This window comes from Streptomyces sp. NBC_00094 (genome assembly GCF_026343125.1).
Lineage (GTDB): Bacteria > Actinomycetota > Actinomycetes > Streptomycetales > Streptomycetaceae > Streptomyces.
This window is the reverse complement of the sequence record NZ_JAPEMB010000001.1, coordinates 19396-33424: the sequence shown is the minus strand read 5'-3', so window position 1 is coordinate 33424 and position 14029 is coordinate 19396. Positions and strand designations below refer to the sequence as shown.

Annotated in this window: 12 protein-coding genes and 1 pseudogene; 5 read left to right on the top strand and 8 right to left on the bottom strand. The window is 68.4% G+C overall.

Features of this window, described 5'->3' with window-relative positions; translation table 11 throughout:
* Positions 1-155: 155 nt before the first annotated feature.
* The 4 genes from OG580_RS00170 to OG580_RS00155 form a co-directional block, all read right to left on the bottom strand.
* Entirely contained in the window at positions 156-1022 is an 867-nt protein-coding gene (locus tag OG580_RS00170; protein ID WP_267041576.1) for an alpha/beta fold hydrolase, read from the bottom strand.
* 171 nt (positions 1023-1193) lie between these two features.
* On the bottom strand, positions 1194-2198 hold the full coding sequence (locus OG580_RS00165) for an NADP-dependent oxidoreductase (protein WP_267041575.1): 1005 nt from the start codon (positions 2196-2198) through the stop codon (positions 1194-1196).
* 138 nt (positions 2199-2336) lie between these two features.
* Complete coding sequence (locus OG580_RS00160) at positions 2337-3392, bottom strand: aldo/keto reductase (protein ID WP_267041574.1); 1056 nt, start codon at positions 3390-3392, stop codon at positions 2337-2339.
* A 58-nt stretch (positions 3393-3450) separates the two neighbouring features.
* On the bottom strand, positions 3451-4143 hold the full coding sequence (locus OG580_RS00155) for an SDR family oxidoreductase (RefSeq protein WP_267041573.1): 693 nt from the start codon (positions 4141-4143) through the stop codon (positions 3451-3453).
* A gap of 118 nt (positions 4144-4261) precedes the next feature.
* On the opposite strand from OG580_RS00155, the gene OG580_RS00150 reads away from it, so the two are divergent.
* From OG580_RS00150 to OG580_RS00140, 3 genes are all read left to right on the top strand, one after another.
* The gene (locus OG580_RS00150; protein WP_267041572.1) at positions 4262-4837 is read left to right on the top strand and encodes a TetR/AcrR family transcriptional regulator; all 576 of its coding nucleotides are present in this window, start codon (positions 4262-4264) and stop codon (positions 4835-4837) included.
* Between the two features lie 1126 nt (positions 4838-5963).
* Positions 5964-6587, top strand: coding sequence for a DUF485 domain-containing protein (locus OG580_RS36115; RefSeq protein WP_323182536.1), 624 nt, complete (start codon positions 5964-5966; stop codon positions 6585-6587).
* A complete protein-coding gene (locus OG580_RS00140; protein WP_267041571.1) occupies positions 6584-8203 on the top strand; it encodes a cation acetate symporter in 1620 nt (539 codons plus the stop codon). Before OG580_RS36115 ends, OG580_RS00140 begins: the two co-directional genes overlap by 4 nt.
* 438 nt (positions 8204-8641) lie before the next feature.
* Here OG580_RS00140 and OG580_RS00135 read toward each other — a convergent pair whose 3' ends face one another.
* Complete coding sequence (locus OG580_RS00135; protein ID WP_267041570.1) at positions 8642-9565, bottom strand: CehA/McbA family metallohydrolase; 924 nt, start codon at positions 9563-9565, stop codon at positions 8642-8644.
* A gap of 750 nt (positions 9566-10315) precedes the next feature.
* On the opposite strand from OG580_RS00135, the gene OG580_RS00130 reads away from it, so the two are divergent.
* Positions 10316-10960, top strand: coding sequence for a GAP family protein (locus OG580_RS00130; RefSeq protein WP_267041569.1), 645 nt, complete (start codon positions 10316-10318; stop codon positions 10958-10960).
* Positions 10961-11063: 103 nt separating this feature from the next.
* Entirely contained in the window at positions 11064-11471 is a 408-nt protein-coding gene (locus OG580_RS00125; RefSeq protein ID WP_267041568.1) for a DUF6193 family natural product biosynthesis protein, read from the top strand.
* Positions 11472-11813: 342 nt separating this feature from the next.
* On the opposite strand, the gene OG580_RS00120 is transcribed toward OG580_RS00125, so the two are convergent.
* From OG580_RS00120 to OG580_RS00110, 3 genes and pseudogenes are all read right to left on the bottom strand, one after another.
* Positions 11814-13301: a phosphodiester glycosidase family protein gene (locus OG580_RS00120; protein WP_267041567.1), complete on the bottom strand. Its 1488-nt coding sequence runs from the start codon at positions 13299-13301 to the stop codon at positions 11814-11816.
* 2 nt (positions 13302-13303) lie between these two features.
* Positions 13304-13786, bottom strand: a complete 483-nt coding sequence (locus OG580_RS00115; RefSeq protein WP_354006212.1) for a peptidase inhibitor family I36 protein — start codon at positions 13784-13786, stop codon at positions 13304-13306.
* Positions 13769-13951 (bottom strand): annotated as a pseudogene (locus OG580_RS00110) (peptidase inhibitor family I36 protein); the annotation flags it as partial. The gene OG580_RS00115 and the pseudogene OG580_RS00110, both read right to left, overlap by 18 nt.
* Between the last annotated feature and the right edge of the window lie 78 nt (positions 13952-14029).

Below are 14029 nucleotides of genomic sequence, written 5' to 3'. Positions count from 1 at the left end.
GGTCTGGCGGGGCTGGTCGGTGCGTACCCACAGCAGGATCGAGGAAGTGAGGTGTTTCTTCTCCACTCCCAGCTGAGCGGTGGACGGTGAGGTGCTCATGGTGCTGCTCTTCTCTTCCTGGTCACCGAACGTGCAGTTGTGGTGCTCGCCATAGGTCAACGGGCGAGGAACTCGACCGCGAGGGGGGCGAACTGCTGGTGGTACTGGAAGATGCCGCCGTGGCCGGAGTCGGGGTAGATGATCAGCTCGCTGTCCTTGATGCGTCGGTGCAGGTCCTCGGAAAGGACCGAAGGCACCATGCGGTCGTTGTCGCCATTGGCGATCAAGGTGGGCTGGGCGAGCTGCGACAGGTCGTCGGGGGTGGAGCGCCCCCATTTCTTGATCGCCTTCAGCTGCGTCTGGAACGCTTTGATCTTGATCTTCGCATCGCGGTCGGCAGTGCGTTCCTTGAGCCGGTTGACGAACGCGCGTGCGGCGAGCTTGCCGGTGGTGTCGCGGTTGAAGAACAGGAATTCCTTGGGGTCCGACCGGGTCAGGGTGGCACGCAGCATGTCCCAGTACGTGATGCCGGCGACCTTGTCGATGTCCTTGCCGCCCTTGGGGCCGGTGCCGGTGAGGACGAGTTTGCGGACGAGCTCGGGGTGCTTCACCACCAGGGCCTGGGCGATCATGCCGCCGAGGGAGAAGGAGAAGACGTCGATCTTGTCGAAGCCGAGCGCCGTGATGAAGGTGTAGGCGTCGTCGGCCATCGCCTCGATGCTGTCCGGCACCTGGCCCGTGGAGGCCCCGACACCGCGCTGATCGAAGGCGATGACGTGACGGTCCTTCGCGATGGGGTCGACGATGCGCGGGTCCCAGTTGTCCAGGGTCGCGGCGAGGTGCACGAAGAACACGACGGGGACACCGCCCGTGGGCCCTAGCTCGCGAAATGCGTAGGTGACGCCGCCGGCGGTGACGGTGCGGGTCGGGGCGTGGGCGTACGAGGTGATGACGGGTTCGTTCGGGGTGTCGGTGCTGCTCATGATGGTTTCTCCCGGTGTGTGTCCGGTCGCCCGCCGCGGGGTGGTGGCGGGTCCGCTGGGGCCGATGACGGCCCTGCCGAAGCCGGGCGCCAGGCCCGTGACCAGGCGCATCACGCCTTACTCAGCGTGGACGGTGAACTGGTGGAGCTGGTCGATGTCGGCGGGCCTGCCCTACGTCATGGAGACGACGACCTTGCCGGCCTTCGCCCGGCCCTTTTCGACGTACTCCATGGCCCGGAGGGTGTCGTCGAACGGAAAGACGGTGTCGACGACGGGGCGGATCTTTCCGGCGTCGATGAGGGGGGTGAGTTCCCGCAACTGGTCTCCACTGGCCTTCATGAACAGGAAGGAGTACGTCACGCCCAGGCGCTTGGCCTGGCGCCGGGTCTTGGAACTGAGCGCGGTCATGGCCAGGCGGAGGATCGGGTTCGCGCCTAGTTCACGGGCGAAGGCCGGGTCGGGCGGGCCCGCGACGCTGATGGCGATGCCGCCGGGCTTGAGGACACGCAACGACCTGGCCAGGTTGTCGCCACCGAGGCTGTCGAGGACGACGTCGTAGCCGTCGAGGATCTCGGTGAAGTCCTGGGTCCGGTAGTCGATGACTTCGTCCGCGCCGAGGTTCTTGACCAGGTCGACCTTGGCGGTGCTCGCGGTGGTGGCCACGTGCGCGCCAAGTTCCTTGGCCAGCTGGACGGCGATGGAGCCGAGGCCGCCGGCGCCCGCGTGGATGAGGACCTTCTGACCCGGTCGCACGCGGGCGCGCTCGACCAGTGCCTGCCATGCGGTCAGGGCGACCAGGGGCAGGGAGGCGGCCTCGGTCATGGTGAGGGTGGCGGGCTTGGGCGCCAGGTCGTCCTGGTGGACTGCGAGGAGTTCGGCGAAGGTGCCGATGCGGTCCTTGTCGGGCCGGGCGTAGACCTCGTCGCCCACCGCGAAGCGGGTGACGGAGGACCCGACCTGCAGGACCTTTCCGGCGAGGTCGTTGCCCAGGACAAGGGGGAGACGGTAGGGCATGAACGCCTTGAAGTCCCCGTTGCGGATCCTGAGGTCCAGCGGGTTGACGCCCGCCGCGTGGATCTTGACCAGGACGTCGTCGGCGCCCATCTGAGGGTCGGGCATCTCGGCGGCGCGCATCCCGGCCTGGCCGCCGTACTTCTCGACCATGAAAGCCCTCATCGTCGTCTCCGTTCCGTGTCCCGTCCGTGGAAGGGGGCGGGGTCTGTGCTCGCCCCGGGCTTCTCCCAGTACGAGATACTTTGTGTTGTTTTCCTGGCTGCGGCATGGGCGCACTGCGTCCTCAGTTGCGTTCACCCATCAGGCCACCGGCACGACCGGGGCGGTGACGCGATCGGCGGCGCCTCCCTGGAGGCGGTCCAGGGAGGCGCGGATCCCCTCGTGGGGCGCGCCGAGCGGCACCGCGCTGACCTCGGTCAGGCGGGTGTACTGCGCGTCGGTCAGCTGGACGTCGAGGGCGCCGAGGTAGCTGTCGAGCTGGGCAAGGTTGCGCGGGCCGATGATCGGGACGAGTGTGGCCACGGAGCGGGCGGCGCGCTCGCGCACCCAGGCCACCGCTACCTGGGCGGGTGTCACGCCGGTCTCCTCGGCGATCGCCAGGACGGTGTCGACGACGGCGGTCTTCTGGCCGGTGCTCTCGGTGTGGATGACCATGCCCAGGTCGCTCAGACGGCCCTTGGCGGAGCTGCGGTATTTGCCGGTGAGCAGTCCGCCGCCGAGCGGGGACCAGAGGGCGGCACCGAGTCCGAGACTCTCGGCCATGGGCAGGAGTTCGCGGTCGGCGGTGCGTTCGACGAGGCTGTACTCATGCTGGATGCCCACGATCGGGGCCCAGCTCTTCAGGTCCGCGAGGGTTACCGCGCGCGAGACACGCCAGGCGGGGAAGTTGGACAGTGCCGCGTGGTGGATCTTGCCGGCGCTCACCAGGTCGTCGAGCCCGCGCAGGAGTTCCTCCATCGGAGTGAGCTCGTCGGGGAAGTGCACCCACAGCAGGTCGATGTAGTCGGTGCCCAGGCGCTTCAGGCTGGCCTCCACCGATGCGACCATGTTCTTGCGGCTGTTGCCCGTCTTGGAGATGTCCGGCTGCGGAGCGGCGCCGAGGGCGAACTTCGTGGCCAGGACGAAATGGTCGCGGTCGGCGGCGATCAGCTTTCCGGTCAGTTCCTCCGACTCGCCGAACTGGTAGCCGTCCGCGCTGTCGAGGAAGGTGCCGCCGGCCTCGGCGAACCGGTCGAAGATCCGGCGTGCCTCGTCCGGCTCGGCTCCTGCACCCCAGCCGGTGCCGAAGTTCGCGGTGCCGAGCGCGTACTCGGATACGCGCAGTCCGGTCCGGTGTCCGAAGGTCGTGTAACGCATGAGAGGTGTCCTTGCACGAGGGGTGGGAAGGGGGCGCGCCGCGGTGGCAGGGTGAGCGTCAGCCTGCGTTCGGCTGGGGTGCCGCGGCCAGGCTCTGCTTGACGTACCGGCTGGTCTCGTCGGCGAGGATCTCGGGCAGGCCCGTCTCGATGCCGTACAGGGCCTGGGCCGCGACGTCGTCGGCGGCGACCTTCTGATCGGCGGGTACGCCGGCGGCCATGTCGGTGTCCATGTAGCCGACGTGCAGCGCTGAGACGGCAATGCCCCGGGGCGCCAGCTCTTCGCGGGTCGCGTCGCTCAGTGCCCAGGCGGCGGCCTTGGATGCGGCGTAGGAGCCGAGGGCGGCCGGGTGGAACCAGGACAGGGCGGACAGGACGTTGAGTACGGCGCCGCCGCCGTTGCCCTCGATGACGGGGGCGAAGGCGCGGGTCGCGGCGAGCGGGCCGTAGAAGTTGGTCTCCATTTCCCGGCGCACCTCATCGATGTCACCTCCGACCAGCGTCGCGCCGGTTGAGACACCCGCGTTGTTGATCAGCAGGGTTGTATCCGACGCGATGCGGGCGGCCTCCCGTATCGATGCCTCGTCCGTCACGTCGAGGCGTAGCGGGATGGCGCCCGGCACGTCGACCGTCTCGGGGCGGCGGGCCGCCGCATACACCTTCGCGCCGCGCTCCACGAGCTGGGCGGCGAGGTGCCTTCCGAGGCCCCGGTTGGCGCCGGTGACGACCGCGACCGCGTTCTTCAGTTCCATGCCTACTCCTGGCCTTCGCTAGGCGCCGTCGAGTCGTGCGCCCCATTTTTGGATTACGACCACAATCTAAACATGGAGGTACGATAGATGCCAGTCGACATCCAAATGGGAGGTGGCCATGGGCCGCGTATCGCAGGCGCAGGCGCAGGAGAACCGCAGGCGGGTGGTGGAGACCGCCTCCCGGCTGTTTCGGGAGCAGGGCACCCACGTGAGCGTTGCCGACCTCATGAAGGCGGCCGGCCTGACCCATGGCGCCTTCTACAAGCAGTTCGCCTCCAAGGAGGCGCTCGTCGACGAGGCGACCGCCCACGCCTTCGCCGAGCTCGCCCGGCGCCATACGGCCGGGCTTGAGCAGTACGACGGGCAGCGGGATACCGCTCAGCGGGCCCTGATCGACGCCTACCTCTCCGTCGAGCACCGTGACGACCCGGCGGGCGGCTGCCCGGTCGCGGCCCTCGCCGTCGACGTCGCACGCGGGGGTGAGGACTGCGAGGCCCGTCGCACCTACGCCGAGGGGGTGGCGGACTTTGCCGCGTTCCTCGCCCCGGCCGGGGCCGCCGGGGAGGGCGAGGACGGCATCGCCCGGCTGTGCACCTTGTTCGGTGCGCTGGTGCTGTCCCGGGCCACCGTGGGTTCCCCGCTCTCCGAGGAAATCCTCACCGCCGCGCGCGCGGCCCTGACGGAAGCCGGCTGACCGGGGTCGGGGCCCAGGCGCCGCGCGGCGTGTGCGCGCCGGTCGCACTCGCCGTCGAACATTGCGGGCACCCCGCGAGGGGCTGTGATCGCCCCCGATCGGCCGTAGCGCCGCCGGCCGGAGCGCCACCGGCGTCAGCCGGCAGTACGACCGCCAGCTCGTCTCGGATGTCACGGAGGATAACGGTGACGCCGCGGCTCTCGAGGAGTTGCAGGGCTTCCTCGAGGTAGGTGAGCTTTCCGCCATGGTCGAGGGTGAAGTTCAATGTATGGCGAGCGATGTCGGCGTCGTGCCAGATCAAGGTGAAGGGCCCGATGACGCCGCGTTGGCCGCCCAGGCAGTCATTGAGATCATCGAGCCCTCGGTCGAACCAGTGGCCGGGGCCGATGAGTGCTTCGCCTAGGACTTGTCCGGCCGATCATTCACCTGTGATGGAACGTGCATGATGTCGCCCAGGTCCTGGCATCTGCGACGCCACCACGGCCAGGCATCTGGAGCGTGAGGGTCGGGCAGAGTGCGTGCCAGGAAGGCGGCGTCGATTTCTTTGACGACGGACGCGATTTCGCGGGCTGCTCGTCTGTCGAGAGCGCCGATGGCTCGCTCTATCAGGAGGCGGTCGTCCCAGATGTCGTAGCCGGGCAGGTGTGGTTTGGGCAGGTAGAGCGGCCATCCTGGTCGGCGTACGAAGCCCCGCCGGCAATGGACGGCGTGACCGACGCGAGCGCCAGGCCCGGCACGAACGGCCGCGGGGTGCCGACCGGTGCTGCAGGCGGGCGGAGACCTGGGCGGAGGCGTTCCTGCCATCGGCAGCAGGCCAGGCCGATTCGGGCCGGGGGCAGCCGAGTGCATCCACACGACCACATCGTCGGCCCGCCTGGCGCATTCGCCGGACTGGTCGTGCCGAGCGCCCTGCCCGGCCCTATGGGCGGCCCGAGACTCACCCGTGACCTGCGGAAAGATTCACGACGGGGGTTACCTCGGGTGTCGTCGCCGCACACAGGATCGTCACCGAACCGACATACCGAGCGGTCGGAAACCCTCTTACGCAGGAGCTATACCCACGAGTAACGTACGCGGACCACCAGCGCCACCCGCCCGTTCCCCGGGGCGGCAAGGAGCGAGATCGATGTCGTACCACCAGCCTTTCCCCGGCCCACCGCCCGTACCGCAGCACCGGAATGCCGGGCGGCACCGCCAAGAGGCGGCGTCACAGTCCTGGGAGGGTGGATCGCCGTCCTGGGACACCGATCCACAGGCAGCCTGGGACTCGTCCCCGCGAGCCTGGGACTCGTCCCCGCGAGCGTGGGACTCCTCGCCGCAGGGCTGGGACTCCGCGCAGCAGCCCTGGGACGCGTCCCCGCAGCCGCAACCGCCCGCCGCCACCGACGATCGTGATGATCTGCGCCGGCTCGGATCTGCCTACCGCAGGCTCCGCCGCGTCGCCACCTTCACCGCGCTCGGCTACTTCGTTATCTTCCTTTTCCTGTCCGGCTACGCCCCCTCGATGATGACCAGCAGCATCACCGGTGGTCTCACCACCGGTCTGGTCCTGGGGCTCCTCCAGCTGCCTGTGGCGCTGGCTGCGATCGCGCTGTACGAGCGGATCGCACGCAAACGCGTCGACCCGCTCGCCGCGGCGATCCGCGAACGCGCCGAGCAGGCGGCCGAGGCAGCCGCGCCCCGGCCAGAACGCCAGAGCCGCTCCGGACGTCCCGTGTGGCAGCAGCCCACCGGAGGTGCGCGCGCATGACCAGCTTCAGCTCCGGGGCCCAGACCATGTCGCTGATGGCGCTCATCGCGGTCATCACTGTCACGCTGCTGCTGTGCGTGATGACCGGCCCCGACCGTGACGACCTGGGCGAGTTTTACACCGGCTACCGCTCGCTCTCCCCTGTGCAGAGCGGCCTCGCGATCGCTGGCGACTACATCTCCGCCGGCACCGTGCTCGGCACCATCGGCATCATCGCGCTCGTCGGCTACGACGGCGTCACGCTCGCCCTGAGCACCGTGCTCTCGCTGGTCCTGATGATGTTCCTGCTCGCCGAACCGCTGCGTAACGCCGGCCGGTTCACGATCGGCGACGTCTTCACCCGGCGTCTCCCCGGCCCCGCCGTGCGGATCACCACGGCCGCGGTCACCCTGACCGCACTGCTGCCGCTGGTGATCTTCCAGCTCGCGGGCGCCGGCGATCTCCTCTCCGTCATCCTCGGCTTCGACGCCGACGGCTTCAAGACGGGGGCGATCGTGTTCCTGGGCCTGCTGATGATCGCGTACGCGGCGATCGGCGGTATGAAGGGCACCGCCTTCATCCAGATCGTCAAGACCGTCGTCCTGCTCGGCGCGTCCCTCGCGATCGCCGCGCTCATCCTCAACCGCTTCGACTTCAGCCTGCCCTCCCTGCTGGACGCCGCCAAGCGCGGCAGCGGCGCGGGAGACGCTTATATCACCTCCGGTCTGCAGTTCGGCGGCAACGAACTCGACATGATCAGCACTCAGTTGACGGTCGTGCTCGGCGCCGCGGTGCTGCCGCAGATCACCATGCGCATGTTCACCGCGCGCAGCGCGGCAGCCGTGCGACGCTCGATGTCCTGGGCCGTGTCGACCGTCGTCGTGACCTGTCTGCTGATCACCATCATCGGCTTCGGCGCGGCGGCGATCGTCGGCCACCAGGGGATCGTCGCCGGCGACCCGCAGGGCAAGACAGCGTTCCTCATGGTCAGCCAGGCCGTCATGGGCACGGACCAGACGACCGTCGAGACACTGCTGTTCACGGCCGTGGCGACAGCCATCTTCCTCACCCTGCTGGCCTCGGTCGCCGGGATCACCCTCGCCTGCGCCAACACCCTGGCGCACGACCTCATCACGCACGGGCTGCGCCGCAAGGCGCAACTGAAGGACTCCGCAGAGATGGCCATCGCCCGGACCGCCGCGGCGGGCGTCGGGCTCGTGGCGATCGCGATCGCCGCCGGTGCACGGCATCTGAACCTTCAGGCACTGCTCACCCTGTCGTTCTGCATCGGCGCGTCCGCGGTCGCACCGGCCCTCATCTACAGCCTCTTCTGGCGCCGCTACTCCCGTACGGGACTGCTCTGCACCCTCATCGTGGGCAGCGCCTCCGCGTTCATCCTCATGACAGGCAGCAACCTGGTGTCCGGATCGCCCCAGGCGATCTTCCCGGACCAGGACTTCAACTGGTTCCCGTTCACCACGTCGGGCATCCTCTCAGCCCCGCTGGGCTTCCTCGCGGGCTGGCTCGGCACGGTGCTCTATGAACGCGACCCGGCCGACCAGCGCATGCGGTACGAAGGGGTGGAGGGGACGATCCTGGCCGGCACACCCGCGGCGAACAGCGCCTCCGCGTCCTGACGCGCACACCCGACGAAAGGGCGCCCCGGCCTGAAGTGCCAGGCCGGGGCGCCCTCTGCTCCGAGGTGCCTAAGGCCTCTCATTTGAATCTTGCCGGGCATGCGTGCCCTGGTGCCCACCTCGCCGCGTTGTCGTCGGTCCGCATGGCGCTCCGCCATGCCTCCCTGCTCCGCCTTACGATCCACGGCCCAGACCCCGCTCACTGATCCGGCCTGATCCAAACGAAAGACCTAGGGGTGCCCTCCTCGTCGGTGAAGGGGCGGTGGGCGATGCTCTGCGCAGCGCCGGGGCCCTCGGCTCGGATGTTCCTGGTGAGGCTGAGATCAAGGGGCCAGGTCAGTTGGTCGTTCTCCCTGCGCCCGTAGGCGATTGCTCGCAGGGTGGGCCAGAGCATGGCAGAGGTTCCCTTCGGCAGGTGGGTGGGAGGCGTAGTAGGAGTCATAGAGTGCCTGCTGCCGCGGTGGGCGCCAGGTGGATGGGGTTACTCCAGGCTCGTCCGCCGGTCTCGTCTTCGACGGTGACCCGGCAGAATCCGTTGCCGAACATCGCCAGGGGCAGGGCGCAGTCCGTCAGGTCTTTGCCCTGCACGACTTGCGCCCCGGGGGCGCTGCCGGTGATCAGGACCTTGCGGACGGGGGAGCAGCGGACGGTGATGTGCTCGCTCGTCATGCTGACGTCGAGTAGTTCGGGGCCGGTGGACGAGTAGTAGTGCCCGGCCTTGAGCGCGGCCAGGAGCTGGTCCGGGTCGAGGGACTCGGCGCGGACCTGGACCCAGGCGGCGCAGCCCGGCGGGTCCTGAGGTTGGAGGTGGGCGTCGTCGGCCGCGTAGGCGTGCAGCCGGTGGCCCCGGTTGAGGAGGACGTCGGTCAGGTGCCAGCTGTCCCCGCGGTCCTCGCGGGCGGCGAGCGCGTTGTAGACCTCCACCGCGTGCGCGGCGTCCAGGCTTTCGGCGTCCGCAGTGCTCAGGAGAGAGGCGGCGGGATGGGCCATGCCCACGTACGCGCCGGCGGCTCGTGCCCTGCGGGCCAGCTGCGGTCCGGTCTCCTCCGGGGTGGGCGGTGTGAAGTCGAGCGGGAGCCCGACGGCGACGATGTGCCACGACGGTCCGGCCTCCGTGCGCGGCGCGTGCAGCTCGGCGCCGAGCAGGGTGGTGAATCCCTCCGTGCGCAGCGGCCTGGTGTCCGTCAGCGGGAAGCCGTACTCGGATCGGAAGTGGTCGGTGACAGCCAGGAAGTCGTATCCGGCGTCCTGGTAGTACTGCGCCGTAGCCTCGGGGGACAGGGCGCCGTCGGACTGGTCGGAGTGCGTATGGAGATTCCCTCGCCAGAAGCGGCCCGGTTGGTCAAAGGGCAGGCTCTGCATCCAAGTCCTCCTGGGGTTGGTCAGACAGGTTGTCTGGCGAACGCGTCCGGTCCATGCCCATCTCGTCCCAGACATCCGCGCCGCTCAGGCCGCGAGAGCGGGTGCCTCTGCGCAACCAGGTCGGCCGGGCGTACTGGACCAAGAAGCCATGTCCGCGTTGTGAGGCGGGCCGTGGCCAGACTTGCGTCGTCTTGGGCAGGGACCGTACCGGTCAGGTACAGCAAGCGCCGCATGACGAGCGGTTGCAGCTCATCATTGACGAGCGGGAAGAACGGCAGAGGGATGCCTGGCCTGTGTGGCAGGTGCACGACGTGACCTGCTCCGCCTGCGGCCAGGAAGCCGGGGCCTGACGCCTCACGTCTGACAAACCGCATCGCCCGCGCTTCAAACGGGCCGAGGAATTCACCCGTCGGCAAGAGCCTCGTCCCTGAAGCCGCGGTCCGGTCGGCAGCCGAATTCCCGTCCTTGCGGATCTTCACCGTCTTGCATATGCGAGGACCAGCCACCGTTGATGCCGTGCGGCAGAAGCCAGCTCCGCTGTCACTGCCCTCGTTGAAGCCGAGGCAGACGTGTGCCTGTGATGCGGTTTCCAACAGACCGGCAGGGCTTCATGGGCGTGGCCTGCTTGACCGGCTGGGACGCCGCACAGCAGAGTCGGGATGCGCACCGTAGCAACGCCGCCTCCTTCTGTCGGCCGGTCCCTCGTCCACGAGCGGCGGGCGACCCTGATATCCGGGAGTGACTGGTCCGATGGCCCTCGACCTGGTGGTGATCGGTACGGCTATCACCTTGGGACCTTTGCACAACAGCGCTTTCATCCTGCTGCTCTCCTCTCGGCGCGGCGTTCGTCAGGGTCTGGCGTTCCTGTTGTCGTGGCTGGCCAACCTGGTTGCGGTGATCGCTGTCGTGGTGGTGCTGACCGGCGGGCAACCCCCGGCCCGTCACAGCGTGCCCTCGACCGCCGCGATCGTCGTGAAACTCGCCATCGGTCTGGCGCTGGTGGTGTACGGGGTGTATCGGTACCGCCGGCTGCCCCGCCCGCACGGCCCGCCACGCTGGACGGCCCGGATCGACAACGCCTCTCTGGTCGCGGCAGCCGGTCTGGCGTGGCTGCTGCAGCCCTGGGGGCTGGTCGGCGCCGGTGCCGCGACCGCCGTCGATGCGAACCTCTCCACCGCAGCCGACTGGCTCGCACTGGCCGGCTACTGCCTCCTGGCCACACTCAGCCTCATCGTTATGGCGATCTACAGGCTCTGGGCACCCAGGGCCGCGAACGCGCGGCTGAATGCCCTACGGAACTGGCTGGGAGACCACCAGGAGCAGCTGATCGTCGCCCTTGCTCTGCTCGCCGGCCTCTGGCTGACAGCTCGGAGTATCTACGAGCTGGTCGCCTGACGCAGGCGGCGCCAATGGTGATTATCTACCCGGTGATCCTGCGGCTGCCGCTCGCCGAGCGGCGGGCCGCGGCGCCGCGAGAGCTGCCCCGCACAATCGCGGTATGACCAGCATCGTCGAGGCAGCCTGGCACGACACCCTGACCACTTACGGGGAACCGTCCCGGCCGGAAGAATCACCGCTTCTGGAACCGTTTGCCAAGCCCGTGCGGGTAGCGCATGCCGAACCGTTGCTTCGTCATCTCTCCCCGTGGACCGGTATGTGGGAGCTGCACTTCAGCAGGTGCACGGAGATGGACTACACCTGGGACATCCCGTACATCGGCACGCTGAGAGACGGCCGGTCCTACGTCGAAGGACCGCATCGGAGCAGCCCTCGGATCGCCGAGACCGACAGCGCGCAGGCCGCAGTTGCGATGGTCATCGATCGCCTGCCGCCACGGTGCGGCCCGGCCAGCATCGGCAATGCGGGGGAACTGGCCGCTTACGAGAAGGCACGAGACAGCAGGTAGGGCGGGCTCACCGACTTGACGTAAACAGAAATCGGGACCCAAAACGGCGTTGAAGACGGGCCCTATTGATCAGAAACTCATGGGGCTCTCGTCCAGGACGTAGCGGACGTGCGGGCCGCTGAAATAGCCGCGGACGATGTGCGGTTGGCGCTGGCGCTGGCGTCTGCGGAAGAAGCGACGTGTTTCCGCGGCGAGTTCGGCCTGGAACCGGCGATCGGGTACGGGGCGTGGGGGGGTGGGAGCGCTCGCGCTGGTGTACACGTGCGCGTACCGGCCCCGCGCCCCTCGGGGGCAGCGGAGCCGGTACGCACGGTGTGACGCACGAGCCTCAGGCCACGCGGGTCAGTTCGCGGTGGCCGGCAGTGCGTAGCCGCCTCGTCCGGCGTAGACGCTGTCGTACACCGGGCGTTCTATTCCCTTCCCGTCCTTCTCGTCGGAAAGCACGTTCTTGACCTGACCGTCGACGACGAACGTGGTGGAGCCGCCTCCGTCCAGGTTGAGCGCGTCGACGGCCCCGAGGTCCTCCATGATCTTCGCCAGGTCGTAGATCGGCACACCGAGCCGATCCTGGGCCTTGGCCGTGACGGCGACGAGGATGGTGCGCCCCCAGCCGTCCACACCGATGGCGGTACGGGGGTCCAGGTCGTCGTTGCCTTCCGTGCTGGCCACGACCTCGCCGTTGTGCAGCAGTTGGTGGGTGCCGTTGATCACGTCGACGGACGGATACGCCGGGTTGAGAGGGATGTCCTCGTCGTCGGTGGTCTCGTCGGTGAAGCCGATGTCCTTGACGCTCTGCCTGTAGCTGAGCTTCGTGCCCACCTCGACGTTGTCGGTGAGCCACTTCGCTCCGCCGTCGGCCTGCGTCTGACCGATCCCCTGGAGCACCATGCCGTTCGGAGGGATATCCATGCCGCCACGCGTGGACTTCACCGCGATGACGTAGCCGTCCTTGTCGACGGCGACCTCGACTCCCTGGGCGTTGTCCGCCGCGACGAAGGGCGTGTGCTCGGGAAGCGGCGTCTTCTGGCCGTAGGCGGAGGTGAAGACGACGATCTCACTGTCGTCCTCGTAGTAGGGGCCGCTCTTGAGCGCCCGGCCCTTCTCGTCGTAGTAGGTGACGTTGCCGGCGGCGTCCTTCGTGAAGGGAAGGTACCTGTCGCTGAGTTCCTGCCGGCAGAACGGGATCCAGCCCGGGTAGCGGTTGACGCCGTCGACGGAGCGCTTGACGTCGTCGGTCAGGCCCGGGGTCGTCTTGTCGGACGTGATCTCCAGCGAGGTCGTGATTCTGGTGAAGTGAGGCCGTCCGTGCTGGAGGACGACCGCGTTCTGTCCGTTCATGCAGGACGCCCCCTGGACGACGTCCTCCTGGACGGAGGCCACCATCGGGACCGACCGATCCTCGCGGATCGGCTTCCCGGCGGCGTCCTGGTCCATGGCGGCGACCGAGAAGCTGCCGTTGACACCGACGTAGGGTGCGTCGTTCCCGGTTGTTCCGACGGTGTCCAGCATCGCGGTGGTGGTCTCCTTCACGCTCACCGCCGTGCCGAACGTGCTGCCCAGCGAGATCGCGCCCATGTCGGGATCGATGACCGCCACGCGGACGACGAGATCGGAGGACGCGCTGGAATACGTCGTCCGCTCGATCCCCTCCGTCACCGTCAGGGGGCTGGCCGTCAGACCGTCCAATATCGACGTGACCTCGTTGGCCGCCGGGTTGTTCGCGGCGGTCGCCGTGGACTGTGTCAGGGCGAGCGTCGCCAAGGCGACGGATACGGCCGCGATACGGCGCGTGCGAGGACGGCCCCTGAATCGGGTGGTGTCGTTCTCCATGGTCAGCACTTCGATTCCGCGTCGGCGAGCTTGTGGGAGCTGATCTGTCGCTGGTGGAGCGTGGGAAGAGTCGTTTCCTGCCCGGGCGGAACGACGTACGCCCGCATGGTCCAGGTGCCAATGTGCCACGCTCCGTAGCCGGCCGTGTCGTAGAAGCAGGCGAACTTGTCCGACCGGTTCGAGACGGACACGACCTTGTCGTCCCAGGTCACCGAGTAGTCCTTGTTGCCCAGCACCCCGTTGGGCAGAACATCGGGCTGGGTCGTCCCCGCGGCCACACCGCGCCCGCTGGGACCCTGGAAGATGCACACACGGGTGGCCTGGCAGCGTTCGAACCCGGTCCTGCAACCCGGCTTGGACTTGGCGAACTTGTGCGAGGCGGGAACCACCTCCTGAACGCCCTCGTCCTTGGGCAGGTCACCCCCGAGGTGCCCGGGTCGGACGGACTGCATCTTGTCCCCGCCGTAGCTCGGGCCGTCGTACAGACAGGCCCACGAGGTCGTGTTGTTGCGGAAGGACACGAAGGTCTTCCCGGTCAGGGCAGCCTCAGTCTTGTAGTCCAGGACGGGACCGCCTTGGAGGGAGAACGAGACCATCTCGCCGTTCCCACCGGCCTCGGTGTACAGACAGAAGTTCTCGGTCGGGCAGTTGTCGTACGCCGCTTACGCCGATCCTGCCTGCAACCACACCAACGATGCGGCCAGCATCAGCACCGCCAGCCCCACTGC

Coding starts and splice junctions, on each gene's coding strand:
- OG580_RS00170 (WP_267041576.1), bottom strand. CDS start 1,022: ATGAGCAGCACCGACACCCCGAACGAACCCGTCATCACCTCGTACGCC.
- OG580_RS00155 (WP_267041573.1), bottom strand. CDS start 4,143: ATGGAACTGAAGAACGCGGTCGCGGTCGTCACCGGCGCCAACCGGGGC.
- OG580_RS00165 (WP_267041575.1), bottom strand. CDS start 2,198: ATGAGGGCTTTCATGGTCGAGAAGTACGGCGGCCAGGCCGGGATGCGC.
- OG580_RS00130 (WP_267041569.1), top strand. CDS start 10,316: ATGGCCCTCGACCTGGTGGTGATCGGTACGGCTATCACCTTGGGACCT.
- OG580_RS00125 (WP_267041568.1), top strand. CDS start 11,064: ATGACCAGCATCGTCGAGGCAGCCTGGCACGACACCCTGACCACTTAC.
- OG580_RS00120 (WP_267041567.1), bottom strand. CDS start 13,301: ATGGAGAACGACACCACCCGATTCAGGGGCCGTCCTCGCACGCGCCGT.
- OG580_RS00140 (WP_267041571.1), top strand. CDS start 6,584: ATGACCAGCTTCAGCTCCGGGGCCCAGACCATGTCGCTGATGGCGCTC.
- OG580_RS00135 (WP_267041570.1), bottom strand. CDS start 9,565: ATGCAGAGCCTGCCCTTTGACCAACCGGGCCGCTTCTGGCGAGGGAAT.
- OG580_RS36115 (WP_323182536.1), top strand. CDS start 5,964: ATGTCGTACCACCAGCCTTTCCCCGGCCCACCGCCCGTACCGCAGCAC.
- OG580_RS00160 (WP_267041574.1), bottom strand. CDS start 3,392: ATGCGTTACACGACCTTCGGACACCGGACCGGACTGCGCGTATCCGAG.
- OG580_RS00150 (WP_267041572.1), top strand. CDS start 4,262: ATGGGCCGCGTATCGCAGGCGCAGGCGCAGGAGAACCGCAGGCGGGTG.